The following is a 20,225-nucleotide window of genomic DNA, read 5'->3' on the forward strand; positions in this document are numbered from 1 at the left end:
TCTCCGTTTTAAAAATATTTCATCGAAAAAGGCGGCGCAGGGGGCTTTTTCCCTGCACCGCCTAATAAATTATTATAAAAGAAAATCCGTGGTTCGTCAACTGTAAATCGGCAGAATCACCACCCCCGCCGGGAAAATTATTTTACCCTATAGCGCAAAATGGTTTTGAGCCTGTTTTTTTCTGTGCGGGTGGCATTGCTCAGGTAGATTTCCCGGTGGCCTTCCTCCGTGCGCGTCAGGCTGTGGGCGTGTACGAATTCGTCCATTTTTGTGAAAGAAACCGGCTCATCGTCATACGCGCCGACATGCAAAAGCTGCACACAGGTTTCGCCCGGCACGGTGCCGAAGCGGACCTCTTCCAAGAGCGGGTTTGGTTTTCGGTGTTTTGTACGTTCCAGCGCAGCGCACACGCCGTCCTCTCCGACAAAATCCGGCTGGCGGATCACGAGAGTGTAGCGCAGCTTTTCCTTGATGAGCTCGCAGTTCTCAATTTTCTGCCAGACGCCCTCCAGTGGGTACACGGCAAAGTCGTCATACTCGCCCTTTGCAGTCTTTTTGTAAGCCATTTTGACCGCATAGGCCACGGAATACAATGCCGATACGCGGTTTGAAAAATCCGTGTCATTCGGGTTTCCTTCACCGTTTATCATGATGCAGCTTTGTGTCGGAACCGTCACCAAGACCGGGGTTGTTTTTGCACCGTAAAGCTGCTTTTCCTGCCTTCTCCATTCGTATTTCATAAAAAGCGCCTCCTTGCGCTTTTCAGAATACCGCAGAAAGCATGACACCCTCTGTCATGTTTTATATTTTTCTGCCATGCGGGTCAGCTTTTCTTTCACGCTGCGCCGCAATTCGTCGGGCTCCAGGATTTCAACTGCGTCGCCATAGGACAAAATGTAGCTATACAGCGTTCTTTCTGGCATATTGACGGTCACGTACAGGCTTCCCTGCGCATCCTTCTCCACGGTATCGGTAAACTCGTCATAGACGCGGAAGGCAGCCGCCGGGGAGAATTTCAGCCTTACCGAGATCAGCCGCTCCTGCTGTATCGTCGGTTTTAGCTCCGGGACATCCGCCTTCCTGCGCAGGAAGGTCTCCGGCAGAAGCGTCAAATTCTTGATGCGGGTCAGCTTGAAAAAGCGGTAGTCGTTTCGCAAAAGGCAGAAGCCGTACAAATACCAGTCCTTGCTCTTGAAAATCAGCTTGACCGGTTCCACCGTGCGGACAGTGCCGCCGCCTTCGCCCGCAAAATACGAAAAGCTGACCCTGCGGCAGCTGAAAACAGCCCTTTTGAGCTCGTCGAACAGCTCCGCACCCGCCGTATTTTTGTGCCAGTCGGAAAAATCGACCTCGATCCAATTTGCGCCCTGTACCCGGAAAAGCCCGCCCAATTTGGTAAGCAGTTCATCGGTCCGGCTGTTTTCCACGGCGGCAAGGCCCCGCAGTGCCATCAAAATTTGCTCTTTTTCCTGCGGCGTCAGCAGCGATTTCTCCAGCACAAACTCCGGCAGGATAAAAATACCGCCGCCCTTTCCCTGCACAGTATAAATCGGTATCCCGGCAGCACTGATGGCATCCAGGTCGCGGTAAATCGTTCTTACCGATACTTCAAATTTTTCTGCCAGCTCGGGGGCCGTGGCTCTGCCCTTGTCCAACAGATGATACACGATTTTGAACAGTCTGCCCTGCTCCATACAATGCCCCCCTCGCATCACAACAAAAGCGCCGAAGATCTGCCCCGGCGCTTTCGCAAAAGATATTTTCTGTTACCGAATGAACATCGCATCACCAAAGCTGAAGAAGCGGTACTTTTCCTCAACGGCGACCTTGTAGGCGGCCATCGTTTTGTCGTAGCCGTAGAAGGCGGCAATCAGCATGATAAGGGTGCTCTCCGGCAGGTGGAAGTTCGTAATCAGGCCGTCGATGGCTTTCAGCTCGATGCCGGGATAGATGAAGATGCTGGTATTCCCGCTGCACGGCACGATCTTGCCGTACTTAGCCCAGACAGATTCCAGCGTGCGGCAGCTCGTTGTGCCCACGGCAATGACGCGGTGGCCCGCGGCGCGGGTCTCGTTGATGAGCTTCGCCGTTTCCTCGCTGACGGAGTACCACTCGCTGTGCATCTGGTGGTCCTCAATGGATTCCTCATTCACGGGACGGAAGGTGCCCAGGCCGACATGCAGCGTGACCTCGGCAATGTTGACGCCGCGGGAGCGGATCGTATCCATCAACTGCGGGGTAAAGTGCAGGCCCGCGGTGGGCGCGGCGGCGCTGCCCAGTTCCTTGGCGTAGACGGTCTGGTACTGGCTCTGATCCTCGAGCTGCTTCGTGATGTAGGGCGGCAGCGGCATCTTGCCGAACTCGTCCAGCTTCTCGTACAGTGTCTCGGTGTCGTAGGTAAAGGTCACATACTTATTGCCGTCAGGCAGCGTCTCATCCACCACGGCGGTCAGGCTGCCGTCGCCGAACTCCACCTTTGTGCCCGGCTGCATCCGCTTGCCGGGGCGGGCCAGGCACTCCCAGGTATCGCCCTTGACCTGGCGGAGCAGCAGCAGTTCGCAGACAGCGCCTGTGGGCACCTTGGTGCCCATCAGGCGGGCAGGCAGGACCTTGGAGTTATTGACAACGAGCAGATCGCCCTTTTCAAGATAATGCGGCAGCTCATGGAATACCGAGTGCAGGATCTTATCATTTTTGCGGTCCAGCACCATCAAACGGGCGGCATCGCGGGGGTCGGCAGGCTCCTGCGCGATCAGCTCCTTCGGCAGGTCGTACCAGAAATCTTTTTTGAGCATTTTTGTATCATCCTTTTTTACTTTAAAGCGTTATCGTCTTGACATTCTTATGTGGGAATATTATAATGAATCCAAACACAGAGGCGCGAAGCGCATCAGTACCGGTTTTCATCATGCCCTGCCAGGGGCGAGAGCCGGGAAAGGGTTCTTCGCCGAAGAAAATGCGCGGCACGCATTTTCTGGGTCCGCAGCCGAACAGGTGCGGGACTGTCACGCTGTAAAACAGTGTGTTGCGCTGTGTTATATGCAATATGATATTATATTGCATTTTGTGCCGGTTTTCAAGCCGGTTTTTTTATTATCTGTGCAAATTTCCGTGGGAGCCGCATAGATATAAGGAAGGGTATCGTGAAAGGAAGGTCTTAGTCAGGATGAAACAGTACAATGTTGGTGTTATCGGTGCAACCGGTATGGTCGGCCAGCGCTTTATTACACTGCTGGAAAATCACCCCTGGTTTAATCTGGTTGCCCTTGCGGCCAGCGCACGCAGCGCTGGCAAAACCTATGAGGAGGCCGTCGGCAGCCGCTGGTTGATGAAGACCCCCATGCCCGAGAGTGTTAAAAAGATGGTTGTGCTGGACGCCGCCAATGTGAAGGAGGTCGCCGCCAAGGTCGATTTTGTCTTTTGCGCCGTCAACATGAAGAAGGACGAGATCAAGGCACTGGAGGAGGCCTACGCCAAGGCCGAGTGCCCGGTCGTGTCCAACAACAGCGCGCACCGCTTTACCCCTGACGTGCCGATGGTCGTACCCGAGATCAACGCCGACCACATCGACATCATCCCTGCCCAGCGCAAGCGCCTGGGCACCAAGCGCGGCTTTGTGGCCGTCAAGTCCAACTGCAGCCTGCAGAGCTATGTGCCTGCCCTGCATCCCCTGCGCAAATACGGCATCTCTGACGTGCTCGTCTGCACCTATCAGGCCATCTCCGGCGCAGGCAAGACGTTTGAGACCTTCCCCGACATCCTCGACAACGTCATCCCCTACATCGGCGGCGAGGAGGAAAAGAGCGAGCAGGAGCCGCTGAAGCTGTGGGGCCGCATCGAGGGCGACAAGATCGTCTCGGCCGAGTCTCCCCGCTTTACGGCCCAGTGCCTGCGCGTGCCTGTCTCTGACGGCCACATGGGCGCGGTGTTCGTGCGCTTTGAGAATAAGCCTTCTAAGGAAGAAATTCTGCAGGCCTGGAAGGAATTCCACGGCCCCGCACAGGATCTGGAGCTGCCCAGCGCCCCGAAGCAGTTCCTGCATTACTTTGAGGAAAATGACCGCCCGCAGCCCAAGCTGGACCGTATGCTGGAAAACGGCATGGCTGTCAGCATTGGCCGTCTGCGTGAGGATAACCAGTACGACTACAAGTTCGTCTGCCTGTCCCACAACACGCTGCGCGGCGCTGCCGGCGGCGCGGTGCTGCTGGCCGAGCTGCTGGCTGCCAAGGGCTATTTTGACTGATTGGCTGCGCATGGCAGCCTTGGTGTAAGGAGAATTCGTATGAAGAGACCCGTATTTACCGGTGCCGCCGTGGCAATCATCACCCCGATGAACACCGACGGCAGCGTCAACTATGACGAGCTTGGCCGCATCATCGACGACCAGATTGCCCACAGCACGGATGCCATTGTCATCTGCGGCACGACGGGTGAGTCCCCGACGCTGACCGACGAGGAGCACACCGAGTGCATCCGCTATACCGTCAAAAAGACGGCAGGCCGCGTCCCGGTGATTGCGGGTACCGGCTCCAACGACACGAAGTATGCCATCTGGCTGTCCCAGCAGGCTGAGGCCGACGGTGCCGACGCACTGCTGCTGGTCACGCCCTACTACAACAAGACGAGCCAGGCGGGCCTGCTGGCCCACTACACAGCCATTGCGGACGCTGTGCATATTCCCTGCATCCTGTACAATGTGCCCAGCCGCACGGGCTGCAACCTGACGCCCGCCACGCTGGCCGAGCTTGCGAAGCACCCGAACATCAACGCCGTCAAGGAGGCCAGCGGCAACATCAGCCACGTGGCCGAGATCGCAGCGGCCTGCGGTGACAGCCTGAACATCTACTCCGGCAACGATGACCAGATCGTGCCGCTGCTGGCTCTGGGCGGCAAGGGCGTGATCAGCGTGCTGTCCAACGTAGCCCCGCAGTACACCCATGACATCTGCGCCAAATGGTTTGCTGGTGAGACTGCCGAGAGCCTGTCCATGCAGCTCAAGGCGGTGCCGCTTATCAAGGCACTGTTTGCCGACGTCAACCCCATCCCGGTCAAATGGGCCATGAACCGCCTTGGCTGGAATGCCGGCGACTGCCGTCTGCCGCTCGTTGCGCCCTCCGCCGCAGTGCAGGCGCAGCTGGAGACTGCCATGCAGGAGTTCGGCCTGCTGAAATAATTTCACAGCCGACCCACTGCCATGCCGCGGGTCGGCTTTTTGCTTTTGCACGACTTTTGCATGAAAGGAACAATAACACATGACGGATATTATCATTCAGGGCATCTATGGCCGTATGGGCCGCGCACTGGTCGAGAAGATCGGTGCGCGCGAGGATTGCCGCATCGTCGCCGGTGTGGATCGCGAAGCCGGGCGGGTCGGCGAAATTCCCGTTTACGCCGGGTTCGACGCACTGCCCTGCAAGGGCGTCATCATCGACTTTTCCTCACCCGCCGGGGCGGTTGCAGCAGCGCAGCACGGTGCCGCCAACGGTCTGCCCTGCGTCATCTGCTCCACCGGCCTTTCCAGGGAGGATGAGGCTGCACTGGAGGCTGCCAGCACCAGGACGCCGATCTTCCGCAGCGCAAACATGTCGGTGGGTGTCAACGTGCTGATCGAGCTGGCCCGCCAGGCTACGAAGATCCTGGGCGGCGAGTTTGACATTGAGATCATCGAGAAGCACCATCATAACAAGCTGGACGCGCCCAGCGGCACAGCGCTGATGATTGCCGACGCCATCAACACCGAGGCGAACGGCAAATATGAGTACGTCTATGACCGCACGCAGGTTCGCCAGAAGCGCGGCGCACAGGAGCTGGGCATCAGTTCCATCCGCGGCGGCGGCATTGTGGGCGAGCACGATGTGCTGTTCTGCGGCCCCGACGAGGTCGTGACGCTGAGCCACAGCGCGGGCAGCCGCGGCGTCTTTGCCGACGGTGCCGTACAGGCTGCGCTCTATATTGCTGCGCTGGCCCCCGGCTATTACACGATGACCGACCTGCTGCGAGGTAAACTGATATGCGAATGAACAGCAACGACCTTGCCGCCTGCGCGGTCATCGCACTGGGCGTCGGCGGCGTAGTTGTCGGCTCTCTGCTGGGCGTCGGCAATCAGGCTGTGACCCTGCCCGCGGCCAATCCGCAGCCCGTAGTCGTGGATATGCCGGCAGAGCCGGAACCAACCGCTACACCGGAGCCGACCCCCGAGCCGACGCCAACCGTCGAGACCGTGCACTTTTCCGCCACGGGCGACGACCTGATTCACGATGGTATCTTTTTGCAGGCTAAGGGGCGCGGCGGCGACCACTACGATTTTGACGCCGCCTACGCAGCCATGCAGGGCTACTACGACCAGTTTGATGTGAACTGGCTCAATCAGGAGACGCTCGTCAACGACGAGTTCGCCGCCAGCGGCTATCCGATGTTCTCCACCCCCGGCGAGATCACCGACACGCTGTATAATTTGGGCTTCCGCGTGTTCAGCCTCTCCAACAATCACAGCTACGACAAGGGGGCGGCGGGCATTGAGGCATCCATGGCACACTGGGCTGCCATGCCGGACGATGTGGTCACAATGGGCTTTTACAATTTGGAAACCTATGACAACTACGCCTACCAGACCGTCAACGGCATCACGTTCGGCTATCTCTCCTATACGGAGCACACCAACGGCCTGCCCACGCCGTCCGGCACAGACTATGGCGTTGTGTATCTGGACGACCATGAAACGATTGCCAAACAGATCGCCGATATGCGCCCGAACTGCGATGTTCTTATCGTCAGCGCCCACATGGGCACCGAGGGCACGCACGAGGTCAACGACTTTCAAAGGGAGACTGCTCAGTGGCTGGCCGACCAGGGCGTCGATGTTATCATCGGCACCCACCCGCATGTAGTACAGAACGCCGCATGGCTGACCGGTGTGAACGGCAACACGACCTTCATCGTCTACAGCCTGGGCAACTTCATCAACGCGCAGTCCTCGCGCGATAATGTCATCGGCGCGATTCTGGACGTGTATTTTGATAAGACGACCCAGCCTGACGGCAGTGTGAGCATTGCCATCCGTGACCCGAAGCTGCACTGCGTTATCAGCCAGTATGAGACCGGGTACAAGAATATCCGGGTCATCCCCTACAGCCAGTACACAGACGAACTGGGTGCAGCACACGGAGAGTTCACCCTCTCCCGCGAATACATAGAGAGCATGCTCCGCAGCACGATTGACGAGGAGTTCCTCACGTTAGATTGAATGAAAGGATGATTTTTATGTACGGTGTCAGCAAGATCAGCAGCGAGCAGAACATTATGCTCACCACCTTCCCCGGTGCCCAGTACAGCGCACAGAGCCTGGCCGAGCATCTGGACGTTTTTGCCAAAGCCGGTATTGTGGTCGATATGATCTGCCAGAGCGCGCCCCGCGGCTCCGCGGTGGATTTCAGCTTTACGACGAGCTATGACAACTTTGCCGCCGTTATGAAGGCTCTGCCCGCCGCAGCCAAGGCCAATCCCCCGCTGGTCTCCGGCGGCTACAGCAAGATCAACCTCTTTGGTGAGGAGATGGTCACCAGCTGCGGCGTCGCCGCCCGTGCGCTGGCCGCACTGGCCGGTGCAGGTATTGAAATCGTGCTCATCACAACGAGCGACCTTGACATCTCCCTGCTGATCCGCCAGCAGGACGAGGACACCGCCCTCGATGCCCTGCATAAGGCGTTTGCAGTCTGACGGCAATCAAAAAGCAGGTGCAACCCCATTTAAAGGGCTGCACCTGTTTTTTTATTTGTTGTTGCGGTAGCACTTTGCTACCAGAAACGGCAGGAATACAACCCCATACATGATGGCGCTGATTGCCACATCGGTCCAGCTGATGATCTGATTTGAAATATCCGCCGTACCGGTCCAGACCAAGACCATGCTGTTGTTTAGGTAGTGCAGCACCACGGGGAGCCAGATATTTTTGCCGCACTTCTCATACGCAAAGGTGAAAAATACACCGAGCGTCACACAGACAACAAGCTGTGCGGCAATGCTCTGCAGTGATGTATCGGGACTGTAGAAGAAAAGATTCAGCGGCAGGTGCCACAGGCCCCACAGCACACCAACGGCCAGTGCGCCGAGCCGTGCGCCGAAGCGGCCTTGCAGGGCTGGCGTCAGGTAGTAGCGCCAACCGTATTCCTCGCCAAAAAACGGCAGAAAGCTCAAAAAGAAGTTCGGTACAAGCACCACTGCCATAACCCACGGTGCAGATGTGCGCCAGTAGGCCAGATATTCAGCCCAGCTATCACCGCCCTGCATCGCCATCGAAAGAAAGACCATAGCGGTCTTGACCGCAAGGAAATAGACGCAGATGACAAGAGCCGTCAGCAGCTTGCCGTGCAGGCGCAGGCCGCATGCCTCGCGCTTTGTCTTTTTCTCGGTCAGCAGGAAGATCCAGCCCAGCACCGACGCGATAATGATGACAAAGTTTGCAATATTCAGCCAGCCCTCCTGCGGCAGGAACGCAGACAGAACGCTCATGGCGAGCATCAGCGCAGTGGCCGCGATGTGCAGGATGTAAAACCGCTTTGGCGTCCCCTGCCGTCTTGCCAGCAAAAACGCCAGCATAACGCCCGCCGCCGGGTAGAACATCTGGGCGTTGGCAAAAATCGAGGTGTCCCGCCCGTTTTGCAGGCAGATGTACAAAAGCGGCATCATCAGAAACGGAATTGCGTAAGCACAGAGCGCAAAGACAGTCAGCTCTTTTTTATTCGTTTTCATCGTCGTCCTCCTTTGGGTTTTCCAACTCAGCGTGGCGCTTTTTGTAAGCCTTCATGCTGAGCTGCAGCAATGCAAAGCACAGCACCCAGGTACAGACCCCCATGATGACCGCCTGCAGCACCGCAATGCCTGCGCCAAGCGCTGCAAATTTGATAAGCCCCCACACAAACACGGCAACACCGCCCGCAACGGACACAACGACATTGGTTTTCGTATTCGGTTTAAGGTGACGGTCCCAGATACCGGCACGCAGATCACTCAGGACCGAATAGGCGGCCCCCAGCATAAAGATAAACCATTCTGCCGCCATCTCCCGCGGGGCAAAGCCCAGCAGACTTTCGATGATCAGCGCCGCCAGCAGCAGCACCCACAGCACCCAGAAGCCGCGTGACTCGATTTTTAAAAGGGTCTGTTTTTGCATTTCGTCAAGATTATCGTGCTTAAAAAATTCCTTCAGATTCATCGCTCATTCCTCCCAGAACAGCTCGTCCAATGTCTTGCCCAGCACCCTGCAGATGCTGCGGCAGAGGTTGATGGTGGGGTTGTACTCGCCTTTTTCGATTGCATTGATGGTCTGGCGGGACACGCCCACCACCGCCGCCAGATCCGCCTGGGTCATATCCAGCGCAGCGCGGGCAGCCTTCAGCTTCAGATTCTTTGCCATTGCCTTCGTTTCCTTTCCTCTTGCTGTGACTTTACTATAGCACGTGCCTTACATTATGTCAAGTATATATTACTTTTTGAAAAATAAATTTTCCCTACAAAACCCGCACTTGCGGCAATTCGCCCACTGTGCTATGATAGTTTTTATAGATTATGATAAAGGAAGTTTGGCTATGAAGTACAGCTTTCCCGCTTTTGAAAACGGCTTTATCCGCGCTGCTGCGGCCAGCCCCGCCCTGCGCGTGGCCGACTGCACCTACAACGCCGACCAGATCATCGGCGTCATGCGCGAGTACGCCGAAAAAAATGTGCAGCTGCTCTGCCTGCCGGAGTTTGCGCTGACCGGCTACACCTGCAGTGACCTGTTCTTGCAGGATACCCTGCTGCGTGGGGCCGAGGACGGCCTTGCCGCGATTTTGAAGGCCAGCGAGGGACTGAACGTCGTTGTCCTCGTCGGCCTGCCTGTGCGCCACAACGGCAAGCTGTACAACTGTGCGGCGGTGCTCTGCAACGGTGAGCTGCTGGGTCTGGTGCCGAAAGTACACCTGCCCAACTACGGCGAGTTTTACGAGAAGCGCCACTTTATCCCCGGTATGCGTGAGCCCGAGTGCATCGAGCTGGCTGGGCAGGAGACGCTGATCGGCACGAACCTTCTGTTTGCCTGCAAACAGCTGCCCGCCTTTGTGCTGGCAGCCGAGGTCTGCGAGGACCTGTGGTCTCCCATTCCGCCGAGCTGTGCCCACGCACTGGCCGGGGCTACCGTTGTGGCAAACCTGTCCGCCAGCGATGAAACCGTCGGCAAGGCAGCCTACCGCCGTGAGCTGGTCTGCGGGCAGAGCGCACGTCTGCTGTGTGCGTACCTCTACGCCGACGCAGGCCACGGCGAAAGCACCACCGACATGACGTTTGCGGGCCACAACCTGATTGCCGAAAACGGCAGTCTGCTGGCCGACGCCGCACCGTTTGCGGGCGAGGATGCCGTAACCGAGCTGGACCTGGACCGCATGGTGCAGGAGCGCCAGCGCAACACGACCTTTATGCCGGAAACGAACGGCTACACCACTGTGGAATTTGAGCTACCGCCCGTGGAGCTGGCGCTGATCCGCCCTGTCTCCTGCACGCCGTTTGTGCCGCAGGACGCCGCGACCCGCGCCGAGCGGTGCGAGCTGATTCTGCGCATCCAGGCCGAGGGCCTTGCCAAGCGCATGGAGCACACCCACGCCAAGTGCGGCGTGCTGGGTATCTCCGGCGGGCTGGACAGCTGCCTGGCCCTGCTGGTGGCCGTGCGCGCCTGTAAGGTGCTGGGCCGCGACGCGAAGGATATTGTGGCCCTGACGATGCCCTGCTTCGGCACGACGAAGCGCACCCGCTCCAACGCCGAGATTCTGTGCGAGGCTTTGGGCGTGACGTTCGGCGAGATCAACATCACCGAGACCGTCAAGAGCCACTTTGCGGACATCGGCCAGCCCGCCGACAAGTACGATGTCACGTTTGAAAACTGCCAGGCCCGCGTGCGCACGCTGGAGCTGATGGACTATGCCAACAAGAACGGCGGCTTTGTCATCGGCACCGGCGACTTAAGCGAGCTGGCGCTGGGCTGGGCCACCTACAACGGCGACCACATGAGCATGTACGGCGTCAACACCGGTGTGCCGAAAACGCTGGTGCGCCATATTGTGCAGTACGTGGCCGACACCTGCGGCAATGACACGCTGCGGGACGTGCTGGTGGATATTCTGGACACCCCCGTCAGCCCCGAGCTGCTGCCCACCGCCGCAGACGGCACGATTGCCCAGCAGACCGAAAAACTCGTCGGCCCGTATGAGCTGCACGACTTCTATCTCTACTATGTGCTGCGCTTTGGGTTCAGTCCGACAAAAATCTACCATCTGGCCCGCACAGCCTTTGACGGCCGGTATGAGCCGGAGGTCCTGCTGGCTTGGCTGAAAAATTTCTACCGCCGTTTCTTTGCCCAGCAGTTCAAGCGCAGCTGTCTGCCCGACGGCCCGAAGGTCGGCTCGGTCACGCTGTCCCCCCGCGGCGACTGGCGCATGCCCAGCGACGCCTGCAATACGCTGTGGATGGCAGAATTAGAAAAACTGGAAGTCTGATCGCGTTACCCGCGTATAAAAATGCCCGGAACCACTTGCACGGTTCCGGGCAATTTTTATAGCTTTTTGATTTCGGCGTTCAGAGCGTCGTAGGTGTAGAGTGTGTTGAGCACCTGCAGCAGCTCCTTTTTGCTCAACCGCGGCGGCAGACCGAGGCGGCGCAAAAACACCCGGCGGTTCTCGGCGCTGTTGGCCGTGCCGGAGATGCCCCAGTCGTACAAATCGGTGTACGTGATGGAGCGCGACTGGGTCGTTTTCTGCTGGCAAGCAGTTTTACTTGCCAGGGCGGTTTCAAGGCCCTGTACAATCAAATCGTCGGATACGCCCTCGACGCCGAGCAGTCCCTCCTTGCCGGGTTCGGCCTTGCGTGACTCCTTGCCCGCAATTGCCGGGACGTAGGCCTGCAGGACATGCTCCGCACCGACAAGACCCGTGACAAAGTGGCGAATCTTGAACCCGGCGGCGTCGGAGTCTGTCAAAATGATAAGCCCCTGCGCTGCAGCAATGCGCTTGAGCAGCCTTTGCAGCGCGCCGTCCTTGAACACCCGGAAGCCGTCCGTCGTCAGGATCGTGCCGTCCACGATATTGCTAAGGCGTGCGGCGTCGTATTTGCCCTCCACCAGCAGGGCTTGTTCCAATTTCAGCATTTATGCCCTCCCGGCCAGCGCCAGCTCACACAGCGCCTTCTGCATTAAAAGGTCGGCGTCCAGCTTGCTGCTTTTCAGGTCGGTGTCCAGTCTTTGCAGGATGTGCAGGCAGTCCTCCAGCTGGGCACGCTTGAAGCGCAACGCGGTTTTTTCGGTAGAATTGAGGCGGTAATTCCAATTGCCCTTGTAGCCAAAGTCCTTGGCCACATCGCCGAGGCCCCGGCGGCTGCGGCGGCCCAGCAGCACGCGGTACAGATCCAGATAGTTGCTGATGAGTGCGCCGGTAATCATGATCGGCTCGTTTTGCAGCGCCAGCAGCGTTTTCAGCTTTTGCTGGGCCTTATCGGCCTGGCCGCTCGTCAGCAGCTTGACCATATCGAACGTGTCCGCGTCGAGCGTGACCGTGCCGAGCCGGCTGACCATTTCTTTTGTAATTGTGCTGTAGTTGGCCAGCGCAGCCAGCTTTTCCACCTCATTTTTAAGCAGGAACTGATTCTCGCCGCAGCGGGCCAGCAGCGCAGCCTCGGCGCCGGGGGCAAAGTCCGCACCGGCCTCCTTCGCCCAATCACGGGCCATGGCCTGTAAAGCCGCGCCCGTGGGGCGGTTGAGCTGCACGCAGTAGCCGAGCTTCTCGCAGCTGGCAATGAGCTTTTGCTCCCGCTTGCCGGGGCGCAGTTTGCCGTAGCTCTCCTCGATGATGCTCGTCAGCACAAAGATGGCGTTCTCTGTGTCGGCCAGCGTGTCGCAAAGCTCCTGCAAATCCTTGTCGGAATAGGTTGACGGACGGATCAGCGGCATGAGTACCAGGCGTTTGCCGCCGAAGAATGAAATCGTACCGGCAGCTAGCACGATTTCCTCCACCGAGGGGGTCGGCCCGTCCAGCACCGTCGTCTCGGGGTCGTCGCGGTTCAGATATTTCAGCGTCTTCTGCGCCGCCGTGTGGACGAGTGCCTCGTCCGATGCGTAGAAATAGTAGAGCGCGCAGCCTGCCTTCAGGCGTTTTTCCAGCTCCTTTTCACTGTACAGCAATCGTCTGTGCCTCCTCCCAAATCATGCTGCGGCCCGGGCGCAGGGTCAGTCCGGGCGTGTCCTCGCCATAGCGCAGGGTGCAGCCTGCAGCGTCGTCCAGCCAGCGCGGTGCGGCAGCGGTGTACAAAATCGTGTCGGGCCGCACGGAATCGGACAGCGTGCCCGGTGCGCAGAGGACATCCACCCGCACCGGCTCTGCCAGCTCGAGCCTGCCTGCCCCCACGGCAATGTGCCGCTCCCCCACGCCCAGCACAGCGAGGTTTGCGCTTTTATTATGATACAGGTCCAGCGTCAATCCGTCAAGCACCGGGCGGGTCGTAAAGTCGGCAAGCTCCTGCACCGTCACGATCTCTGCCGCGGAAAATTCCATCTGCGTCGGCTTGGCACGCAGGTCAACGACCAGCGCGGGCTCCTGTCTGCTGCGCCCGGCAAGATAGTTCTGCACGGCGCTCCAGTTGCTCTCCCCGCCGCGGAAGAACACCACAGCCTGCCCGTTCTGCACGCAGACGACGCAGGGATTGTTGGATGCGCCGACCAGATTGATCTGCACAACATCTCGCTGCATCCAGACCCCCAGCCCCACGGCCAGCACTGTGCAGAGCGCCGCCGCGGGCAGATAGAGCCGCAGCCGCCTGGCATGCCAGAAGCAGACCGCCAGCGCGCCCAGCACAGCCAGCGCAAACAGCGTGTACCGCTGTGGCAGACAAATCGACGCAAACGGCAGTGCGGCGCAGCACCGTACCAGCCAGAGCAGCCCCTTGAGCCAGAGACTCAGCACGAGGGCCGTCAGGTTCGTGATTGCCGCCAGAAACGGCACAGCGCTGCACACCAGCAGCAGGATGCCTAGCTGCAGGGCGGGCTGGACCATCCAGACGACCAGCAGGTTGCAGAGCACCCCGACCAGGCTGGCCGCCATGCCGTGGGCCACCAGCACCGGCAGCGTGGCAAGGCTGGCAAGCACTGCCGTTTGCACAGGCTCTGCCACTTGGCATAGCGCCTTGACGGCGGCGGGCTTGTCCTGTGCTGCGCACTGCTCGGTGCGGGCCAGTGCTGCCGCAGCCTGCACGCCCATCACGGCGCAGAACGACAGCTGAAAGCCAAGGTCGCACGGCGCATAGGCGTTTTGCAGCCCCAGCAGGATGGCCGCAAAGCTCGTTGAGGTCAGCAGGTCGGGCGGCAGCAGGAAGAAGTCCCCCACCAGCGCCACCAACAGCACGATCCCGGCGCGCGATACAGAGACCGGCATTCCGGTCAGCAGCAGGTAAAACAGCGCCGCCGCAGCGCGCAGCAAAATCAACGGCTTATAAAATTTCCATTTGCGGCCAAAGCCCAGCAGCCCGCAGAGCAGCGCCAGATGCAGCCCAGACACCGCCAGCAGATGCGATACCCCCGCCGTGCGGAAGGCTTGCTGCACGCTGTCATCCAGATGGCTTTTGTCCGCCAGCAGCATGGCGGCCTCGATGCCGTCCAGCTGCCGCGGCAGCCAGCGGCGCAGTGTGGCCGACCAGCGCTGCCGCAGCCGATACAGCGCAAACCGCGGCGCGCGGCTGGCGTCCAATGGGTGGTAGCTGCCCAGATACTCCGCCTGCAAATAGACACCCTTGCTTTGGCGGCTCAGGCGGTATTTGTTGGCGGGCAGCTCGGTCAGCGCAAATTTTGCAGTGAACCGCTCCCCCGCACTCTCGCCGGGAAAGGACGCGCACTGCACCTTTACGTTGGCCGCCCTGCCGTCAATTTCAGTCAGCCGCAGCGTACCGCGCAGGCGGCTTTCGCTGTAGGAAGCATCGGCGTCCGTCTCCACCACCACCGTGCAGGTCACGGTCTGCCCTGCCAGTGCCTTGACGGGCCGCACCCATACAAGAGTAAACACCAGAAACCACGCAAGACCGCACAGCACACCCAGTACCGGGATGGCGCTGTCTCTGCGGCGTTTTATCCATAATAGCGCCAGGCATACCAAAAATGCCGCCGCGGGCACACAGACCAGCGGCGGCAGAATGGCCGCAGCAAGCTCAGCCCCGGCAAAACCGAGGCCAAACCAACCGAGCTTTCGTTTCATTGCTTAGTGCAGGAAGAGCGGCAGCGGCTCCAGGAAGAAGATGTCGGTGCGCTTGGCAGCATCGCCCTCAGCGAGTGCTGCGCAGCAGCCGACTACCGTGCCGGTGCTCTTGGCGGCCAGCGTTTCCAGTGCATGCAGGGAGCCGCCGGTGGAGATAACGTCATCCACGATCAGGATGCGCTTGCCGTCCATATACTCGATGTCCTTCTTGTCGATGACCAGCGTCTGCTTACCGGCAGTCGTGATAGACTGATCCTCGATGATGACAGGCTCACGCATATACAGCTTCGGACCTTTGCGGGCGGGGATCCAGTATTTGCCGCTCTGGCGCGCCATTTCGTAGGCCAGAGGGATGCCCTTCGCCTCGGCGGTCAGGATCACGTCAAACTCGGGGGCTTTTTTCAGCAGAGCTGCGGCGCATGCCTCGGTCAGCTCCACATCACTGAACATGATGAAAGCGGCAATATCCATGTGGTCATTGACCTTGCAGATGGGCAGCTCACGGGTCAGACCCGCAATGTGCAGTGTATAGGTATCTGCCATGTTAGTTTACCTCTCTTTATTGATTCACAAGTGTTTTGTGCAACGCCCGGCATCAGCCCGGAGGCCATGCAAGGCTGCGCTTGGCCAGCACATGAAAGTGCAGGTGCTTAACGCTCTGGCCGCCGTCCGCGCCGACATTGGTCACAACGCGGTAGCCGCTCTCGTCGACGCCCAGCTTTTTGCACAGCTGCGCAATGACCGCGTAGATGTGGCCCAGCAGCGCGGCGTCATCCTCGGTCAGGGCTGCGGCAGACGCAATGTGCTGCTTCGGGATGACGAGAAAATGCACGGGGGCCTGCGGGTCGATGTCGTAGAACGCCAGCAGCTTGTCGTCCTCAAACAGCTTGTTCGAGGGGATCTCGCCTGCGGCGATCTTGCAGAACAGACAATCCTCCATCCGGAATCCCTCCTTTGCAGTGAATTTTATGGCAAAGAATTACTGATTCATTTCCGCCTTGACGATCTCGGGCACAGCGTTCAGTGCGTCGTCGATCTTGGACGTGTCGCGGATACCGGCCATAGCGAAGTCGGGCTTGCCGCCGCCGTTGCCGCCTGCGATAGCGGCAATCTTCTTGACGAGGGCGCCTGCCTTCAGGCCGCGGGCCAGGGCGTTCTTGGAAACGCCGACAGCCATCATCGTCTTATTACCGTCGCTGCCGATAAGCACGGTCACGGCGTTGGGCGCCTTGTCGCGCACCTTATCGACCATGTCGCGCAGGGTATCGGCACCGGTGCCGGTCAGGTAGGCCGATACGATGCGCACGCCGTCGATGTCGGCGGCGTTCTCAAACAGGCCGTCGATCTTGGCGGCAGCCATCTGGGCCTTCAGGATTTCAAGCTGCTTGGCGGTCTCCTTCAGCTCGGCAGCCAGTGCCTCGGCGCGGGCCGGAGCGTCCTTCAGGTTGTTGGCCTTCAGGGCAACAGCGGTCTTGGCCAAAATCTCGGTGCGGTCATCCAGCAGATCCAGCACGCCGAAGGCGGTGGTAGCCTCGATGCGGCGGATACCGGCAGCCACGCTGGACTCGCTCAAAATCTTGAAGCAGCCGATCTGTGCGGTGTTCGTGACATGGGTGCCGCCGCAGAACTCGGTGCTCCAGCCGCCGGCGTCGACAACGCGGACGACACTGCCGTACTTCTCACCGAACAGAGCCATAGCGCCCATCTTCTTGGCTTCCTCGATGGGCAGGTTCTTGACGGTGACGGGCAGAGCCTCGTAAATCTTCTCGTTGACGCGGCGCTCGACCTCGGCCAGCTCGGCGGGGCTGACGGCGCTGAAATGCGTAAAGTCGAAGTGGGTGATCTGGTCGTCCTGATAGCTGCCAGCCTGATGAACATGCTCGCCCAGGACCTCGCGCAGAGCCTTCTGCAGCAGGTGGGTGGCGGTGTGGTTGCGGCAGATGGCGGCACGGCGCTTCTCATCGACGGAAGCGGTGACCTCGTCGTCAACGTGGATGGTGCCGTCCAGCAGCTCACAGGTATGGACGAAATAGCCCTTCGGGGTCTTTTTGACCTGGGTGACCTTCAACTTGGCGTCGCCGCTGACAAGATAACCGTGGTCAGCGACCTGACCGCCCATCTCCGCATAGAACGGGGTACGGTCCAGCACGACCAGCAAGCCGTCCTTGGCCTCGCCCGCCTCGTCGGTGGCGATGGCATCGACGAGTTCCTCCCCGTCGGACAAAGCCAGAACCTTAGCCTTCTCGGACAGGGTCTCGTAGCCGTCAAACTGGGTGGGCTCGGCGGTCAGCTCACCGAACAGGTCAGCGCTCCAACCGGAAATATCCTTGGCCAGGCGCTCGGCGCGGGCGCGCTCACGCTGCTTGGTCATCTCGATGTGGAACGCGGCCTCATCGACGGCAAAGCCTGCCTCGGCGGCAATCTCACGGGTCAGGTCGAGCGGGAAGCCGAAGGTATCGTTCAGCTTGAACGCCTCGACACCGGACAGGACCTTCTCATGGGCCTCCTTCAGGCGGCCCATCATGCCGGTCAGGATGTTCAGACCGGCGTCGATGGTGCGGCCAAAGCGCAGCTCCTCGGTGCCGATGACCTTCTTGATATAAGACTCATGCTCGCGCAGCTCGGGGTAACCGGCCTCGCTGGACTCGATGACCGTTTCGACCAGCTCGGTCAGGAACGGGCGGTTGATGCCCAGCATACGGCCATGGCGGGCGGCGCGGCGCAGCAGACGGCGCATGACGTAGCCGCGGCCCTCGTTGGACGGCAGGATGCCGTCGGAGGCCATAAAGACGGTGGCACGGATGTGGTCGGTAATCACGCGGATGGAGATGTCATCCTTCTCGTTCTCGCCGTACTTCTTGCCCGCGATGCGCTCGACGTGGTGCAGAACGGCGGCAACGGTATCGACCTCGAACAGGTTGTTTACATCCTGCATGACGACGGCCAGACGCTCCAGGCCCATGCCGGTATCAATGTTCGGCTTGGCCAGCAGTTCATAGTTGCCCTTGCCGTCGGCATCATACTGACTGAACACGAGGTTCCAGATCTCCATGAAGCGGTCACAGTCGCAGCCGACGCCGCAGGTCGGCTTGCCGCAGCCGTACTTCAGGCCGCGGTCATAGTAGATCTCAGAGCAGGGGCCGCAGGGGCCGGAGCCGTGCTCCCAGAAGTTGTCCTCCTTGCCCAGGCGGACCATGTGATCCTCGGGGATGCCGACTTCCTTCGTCCAGATGTCATAGGCCTCGTCATCCTCCTGATAAACCGAGATGTACAGGCGGTCAGCGGGAATCTCGAGTTCCTTGGTCAGGAACTCCCACGCCCAGGGAATGACTTCCTTCTTGAAGTAATCCTGGAAGCTGAAGTTGCCCAGCATCTCAAAGAAGCAGCCATGGCGGGCCGTGATGCCGACGCGCTCAATATCCGGGGTGCGGATGCACTTCTGGCAGGTGGTCACGCGATGCCGCGGCGGCTCCTCCTGGCCGAGGAACCATTTCTTCATGGGGGCCATGCCGCTGTTGATCAGCAGGAGGCTGGGGTCATCCTTCGGAACCAGCGGGAAGCTGCCCAGACGCAGGTGGCCCTTCGTCTCAAAATAATGCAGGTACTTTTCGCGAAGCTCGTTCAATCCGGTCCATTGCATAGGTGTTGTTCTCCAATCCATAAAATTGCGATGCAGGGTCCGCCACAAAAAATTACAGCCCACGCCCCAATACAGGGACGAAGGCTGTTATGCTTCCGTGGTACCACCCGGTTTGCAGCGCCGCAAGAATACAATACAACAGCACTGCCGCTTTGTGTCTGCGTTAACGCCGCAGGTACGTTCGGCTCTGCGCCGAAAGCTCCGGGGTGGCTCTGCCGTGCTTCCGCGTGAAAGCCTTGCACCAAACGGCTTTCTCTCTGAGGGACGGAACGGACGGCATTGGCCCTTTCATCGCTATTTTCCTTTTTACAGGCTTATTATATGCCGTTTTGCGCCGCTTGTCAACTGATTTTTCCGCATAAAAGGTCATAACTGCGCAAAAGCTAACGCAGAGAGGAGTGTTTTTTATGGCTGACGTTTTTCCGGAGGTCGGGCAGGTCGTGCTGACGAGCCTGCTGTCGCTGGCCGCGATGTTTATTTTCACCCGCGCGGGCGGCAAGCGGCAGATTGCGCAGATGAGCCCGTTCGACTACCTGAACGCCGTCACGGTGGGTTCCATCGGCGCAGAGCTGGCGACGAATCTTGAGCAGTGGTGGCGGCCCTTCTCTGCGCTTATTGTCTATGGGCTGGTGACGTGGTTCGTGCACTACACTGCCTGCAAGAGCAACGCTATGCGCAGCCTTTGGAGCGGACGCAGCCTGATTTTGATGGACGACGGTGTTATCCTGAAAAGCAGCCTGCAGCGCGCTGCCATCGACGTGAACGAGTTCCTGGGTCAGGCCCGCGTGGCCGGATACTTTGACCCGAACGAAATAGAAACGGCAATTTTAGAGACAAACGGCCAGATTAGCTTTCTGCCCAAAAGCTGCAACCGTCCCCTGACGCCCGACGATATGCAGCTGCACCCGGACGCCGCCAGCACCTGGTATGACCTGATTATAGACGGCCATCTCATGCAGGACAATTTAAAGGCTGCAGGCCGCGACGAGCGCTGGCTGGACGCCCGGCTCCACGCGCAGGGCATCGGCCAGCATGGCGAGGTGTTTTACGCGGCGTGTGACAAAGCGGATGGGTTCTTTGCATGCAGGGTGCGCTAATAATCGAATATGTAAAAAAAGACCTGTCAGAATTCTCTGACAGGTCTTTGTGGTGGAGAATACCGGGATCGAACCGGTGACCTCTTGCATGCCATGCAAGCGCTCTCCCAGCTGAGCTAATCCCCCATAGCTGGCGTCGCCTCGGTGCGCTCGCTCCTGACGACGTTTGCTATTATAGCAAACCTTTTTTCAAATGTCAACAGGTTTTTGCAAAAATCTTATAAAATCTTA

At 59.2% G+C, this 20,225-nt stretch carries 19 protein-coding genes, 1 tRNA gene and 1 riboswitch; of the genes, 7 read left to right on the forward strand and 13 right to left on the reverse strand.

Translation table 11 applies throughout. The features are described from left to right. Positions 1–137 precede the first annotated feature (137 nt). From B5D32_RS04175 to queA, 3 genes are all read right to left on the reverse strand, one after another. Positions 138–740, reverse strand: a complete 603-nt coding sequence (locus tag B5D32_RS04175) for a GyrI-like domain-containing protein (RefSeq protein WP_078783843.1) — start codon at positions 738–740, stop codon at positions 138–140. Between the two features lie 54 nt (positions 741–794). Beyond that, entirely contained in the window at positions 795–1,694 is a 900-nt protein-coding gene (locus B5D32_RS04180) for a helix-turn-helix transcriptional regulator (RefSeq protein ID WP_078783844.1), read from the reverse strand. Positions 1,695–1,766: 72 nt separating this feature from the next. After that, entirely contained in the window at positions 1,767–2,795 is a 1,029-nt protein-coding gene (gene queA, locus B5D32_RS04185) for a tRNA preQ1(34) S-adenosylmethionine ribosyltransferase-isomerase QueA (protein WP_078783845.1), read from the reverse strand. 70 nt (positions 2,796–2,865) lie between these two features. After that, positions 2,866–3,041: riboswitch (Lysine riboswitch) on the forward strand. Positions 3,042–3,166: 125 nt separating this feature from the next. Here queA and asd point away from each other — a divergent pair. The 5 genes from asd to B5D32_RS04210 all read left to right on the forward strand — a co-directional run bounded on the left by asd (position 3,167) and on the right by B5D32_RS04210 (position 7,716). Beyond that, positions 3,167–4,243, forward strand: coding sequence for an aspartate-semialdehyde dehydrogenase (gene asd / locus B5D32_RS04190; RefSeq protein WP_078783846.1), 1,077 nt, complete (start codon positions 3,167–3,169; stop codon positions 4,241–4,243). Positions 4,244–4,282: 39 nt separating this feature from the next. Next, positions 4,283–5,173 (forward strand): 4-hydroxy-tetrahydrodipicolinate synthase, encoded by an 891-nt coding sequence (dapA, locus tag B5D32_RS04195; RefSeq protein WP_078783847.1) that lies wholly within the window; start codon positions 4,283–4,285, stop codon positions 5,171–5,173. 79 nt (positions 5,174–5,252) lie between these two features. Then, positions 5,253–6,020: a 4-hydroxy-tetrahydrodipicolinate reductase gene (dapB, locus tag B5D32_RS04200; protein ID WP_078783848.1), complete on the forward strand. Its 768-nt coding sequence runs from the start codon at positions 5,253–5,255 to the stop codon at positions 6,018–6,020. Beyond that, positions 6,011–7,243 carry a CapA family protein gene (locus B5D32_RS04205; RefSeq protein ID WP_078783849.1) on the forward strand — a complete coding sequence of 411 codons (1,233 nt, stop codon included), beginning with the start codon at positions 6,011–6,013 and terminating at the stop codon, positions 7,241–7,243. The genes dapB and B5D32_RS04205 overlap by 10 nt, the downstream gene beginning before the upstream one ends. A gap of 17 nt (positions 7,244–7,260) precedes the next feature. Beyond that, the gene (locus B5D32_RS04210; RefSeq protein ID WP_078783934.1) at positions 7,261–7,716 is read left to right on the forward strand and encodes an ACT domain-containing protein; all 456 of its coding nucleotides are present in this window, start codon (positions 7,261–7,263) and stop codon (positions 7,714–7,716) included. 51 nt (positions 7,717–7,767) lie between these two features. On the opposite strand, the gene B5D32_RS04215 is transcribed toward B5D32_RS04210, so the two are convergent. The 3 genes from B5D32_RS04215 to B5D32_RS04225 are packed head-to-tail and all read right to left on the reverse strand — an operon-like array spanning position 7,768 to position 9,412. Further along, positions 7,768–8,748 (reverse strand): CPBP family intramembrane glutamic endopeptidase, encoded by a 981-nt coding sequence (locus B5D32_RS04215; RefSeq protein WP_078783850.1) that lies wholly within the window; start codon positions 8,746–8,748, stop codon positions 7,768–7,770. Next, complete coding sequence (locus B5D32_RS04220) at positions 8,735–9,211, reverse strand: DUF6773 family protein (protein ID WP_078783851.1); 477 nt, start codon at positions 9,209–9,211, stop codon at positions 8,735–8,737. The genes B5D32_RS04215 and B5D32_RS04220 overlap by 14 nt, the downstream gene beginning before the upstream one ends. Before the next feature lie 3 nt (positions 9,212–9,214). After that, on the reverse strand, positions 9,215–9,412 hold the full coding sequence (locus B5D32_RS04225) for a helix-turn-helix transcriptional regulator (protein ID WP_078783852.1): 198 nt from the start codon (positions 9,410–9,412) through the stop codon (positions 9,215–9,217). 172 nt (positions 9,413–9,584) lie between these two features. Between B5D32_RS04225 and B5D32_RS04230 the strand changes: the two genes are divergently transcribed. Next, the gene (locus B5D32_RS04230; protein WP_078783853.1) at positions 9,585–11,522 is read left to right on the forward strand and encodes an NAD(+) synthase; all 1,938 of its coding nucleotides are present in this window, start codon (positions 9,585–9,587) and stop codon (positions 11,520–11,522) included. Positions 11,523–11,578: 56 nt separating this feature from the next. Here B5D32_RS04230 and B5D32_RS04235 read toward each other — a convergent pair whose 3' ends face one another. From B5D32_RS04235 to alaS, 6 genes are read right to left on the reverse strand one after another with little or no spacing between them, the layout of a single operon-like run. Next, a complete protein-coding gene (locus B5D32_RS04235) occupies positions 11,579–12,169 on the reverse strand; it encodes a ribonuclease M5 (RefSeq protein WP_078783854.1) in 591 nt (196 codons plus the stop codon). After that, a complete protein-coding gene (gene holA / locus B5D32_RS04240; protein ID WP_078783855.1) occupies positions 12,170–13,198 on the reverse strand; it encodes a DNA polymerase III subunit delta in 1,029 nt (342 codons plus the stop codon). Then, positions 13,185–15,257: a ComEC/Rec2 family competence protein gene (locus tag B5D32_RS04245; protein ID WP_078783856.1), complete on the reverse strand. Its 2,073-nt coding sequence runs from the start codon at positions 15,255–15,257 to the stop codon at positions 13,185–13,187. The genes holA and B5D32_RS04245 overlap by 14 nt, the downstream gene beginning before the upstream one ends. A gap of 3 nt (positions 15,258–15,260) precedes the next feature. After that, the gene (locus B5D32_RS04250; protein WP_078783857.1) at positions 15,261–15,800 is read right to left on the reverse strand and encodes a phosphoribosyltransferase family protein; all 540 of its coding nucleotides are present in this window, start codon (positions 15,798–15,800) and stop codon (positions 15,261–15,263) included. A 52-nt stretch (positions 15,801–15,852) separates the two neighbouring features. Next, positions 15,853–16,197 (reverse strand): histidine triad nucleotide-binding protein, encoded by a 345-nt coding sequence (locus tag B5D32_RS04255; RefSeq protein WP_078783858.1) that lies wholly within the window; start codon positions 16,195–16,197, stop codon positions 15,853–15,855. A 39-nt stretch (positions 16,198–16,236) separates the two neighbouring features. Beyond that, positions 16,237–18,897, reverse strand: a complete 2,661-nt coding sequence (gene alaS / locus B5D32_RS04260) for an alanine--tRNA ligase (RefSeq protein WP_078783859.1) — start codon at positions 18,895–18,897, stop codon at positions 16,237–16,239. Between the two features lie 407 nt (positions 18,898–19,304). Between alaS and B5D32_RS04265 the strand changes: the two genes are divergently transcribed. Beyond that, positions 19,305–19,994: a DUF421 domain-containing protein gene (locus B5D32_RS04265; protein ID WP_078783860.1), complete on the forward strand. Its 690-nt coding sequence runs from the start codon at positions 19,305–19,307 to the stop codon at positions 19,992–19,994. Between the two features lie 50 nt (positions 19,995–20,044). Here the strand turns inward: B5D32_RS04265 and B5D32_RS04270 are convergent. Further along, a tRNA-Ala gene (locus B5D32_RS04270) sits at positions 20,045–20,120 on the reverse strand. Positions 20,121–20,225 lie beyond the last annotated feature (105 nt).

Origin of the sequence: Gemmiger formicilis, from assembly GCF_900167555.1 — a bacterium.
GTDB classification, from domain to species: Bacteria; Bacillota; Clostridia; order Oscillospirales; family Ruminococcaceae; genus Gemmiger; species Gemmiger formicilis.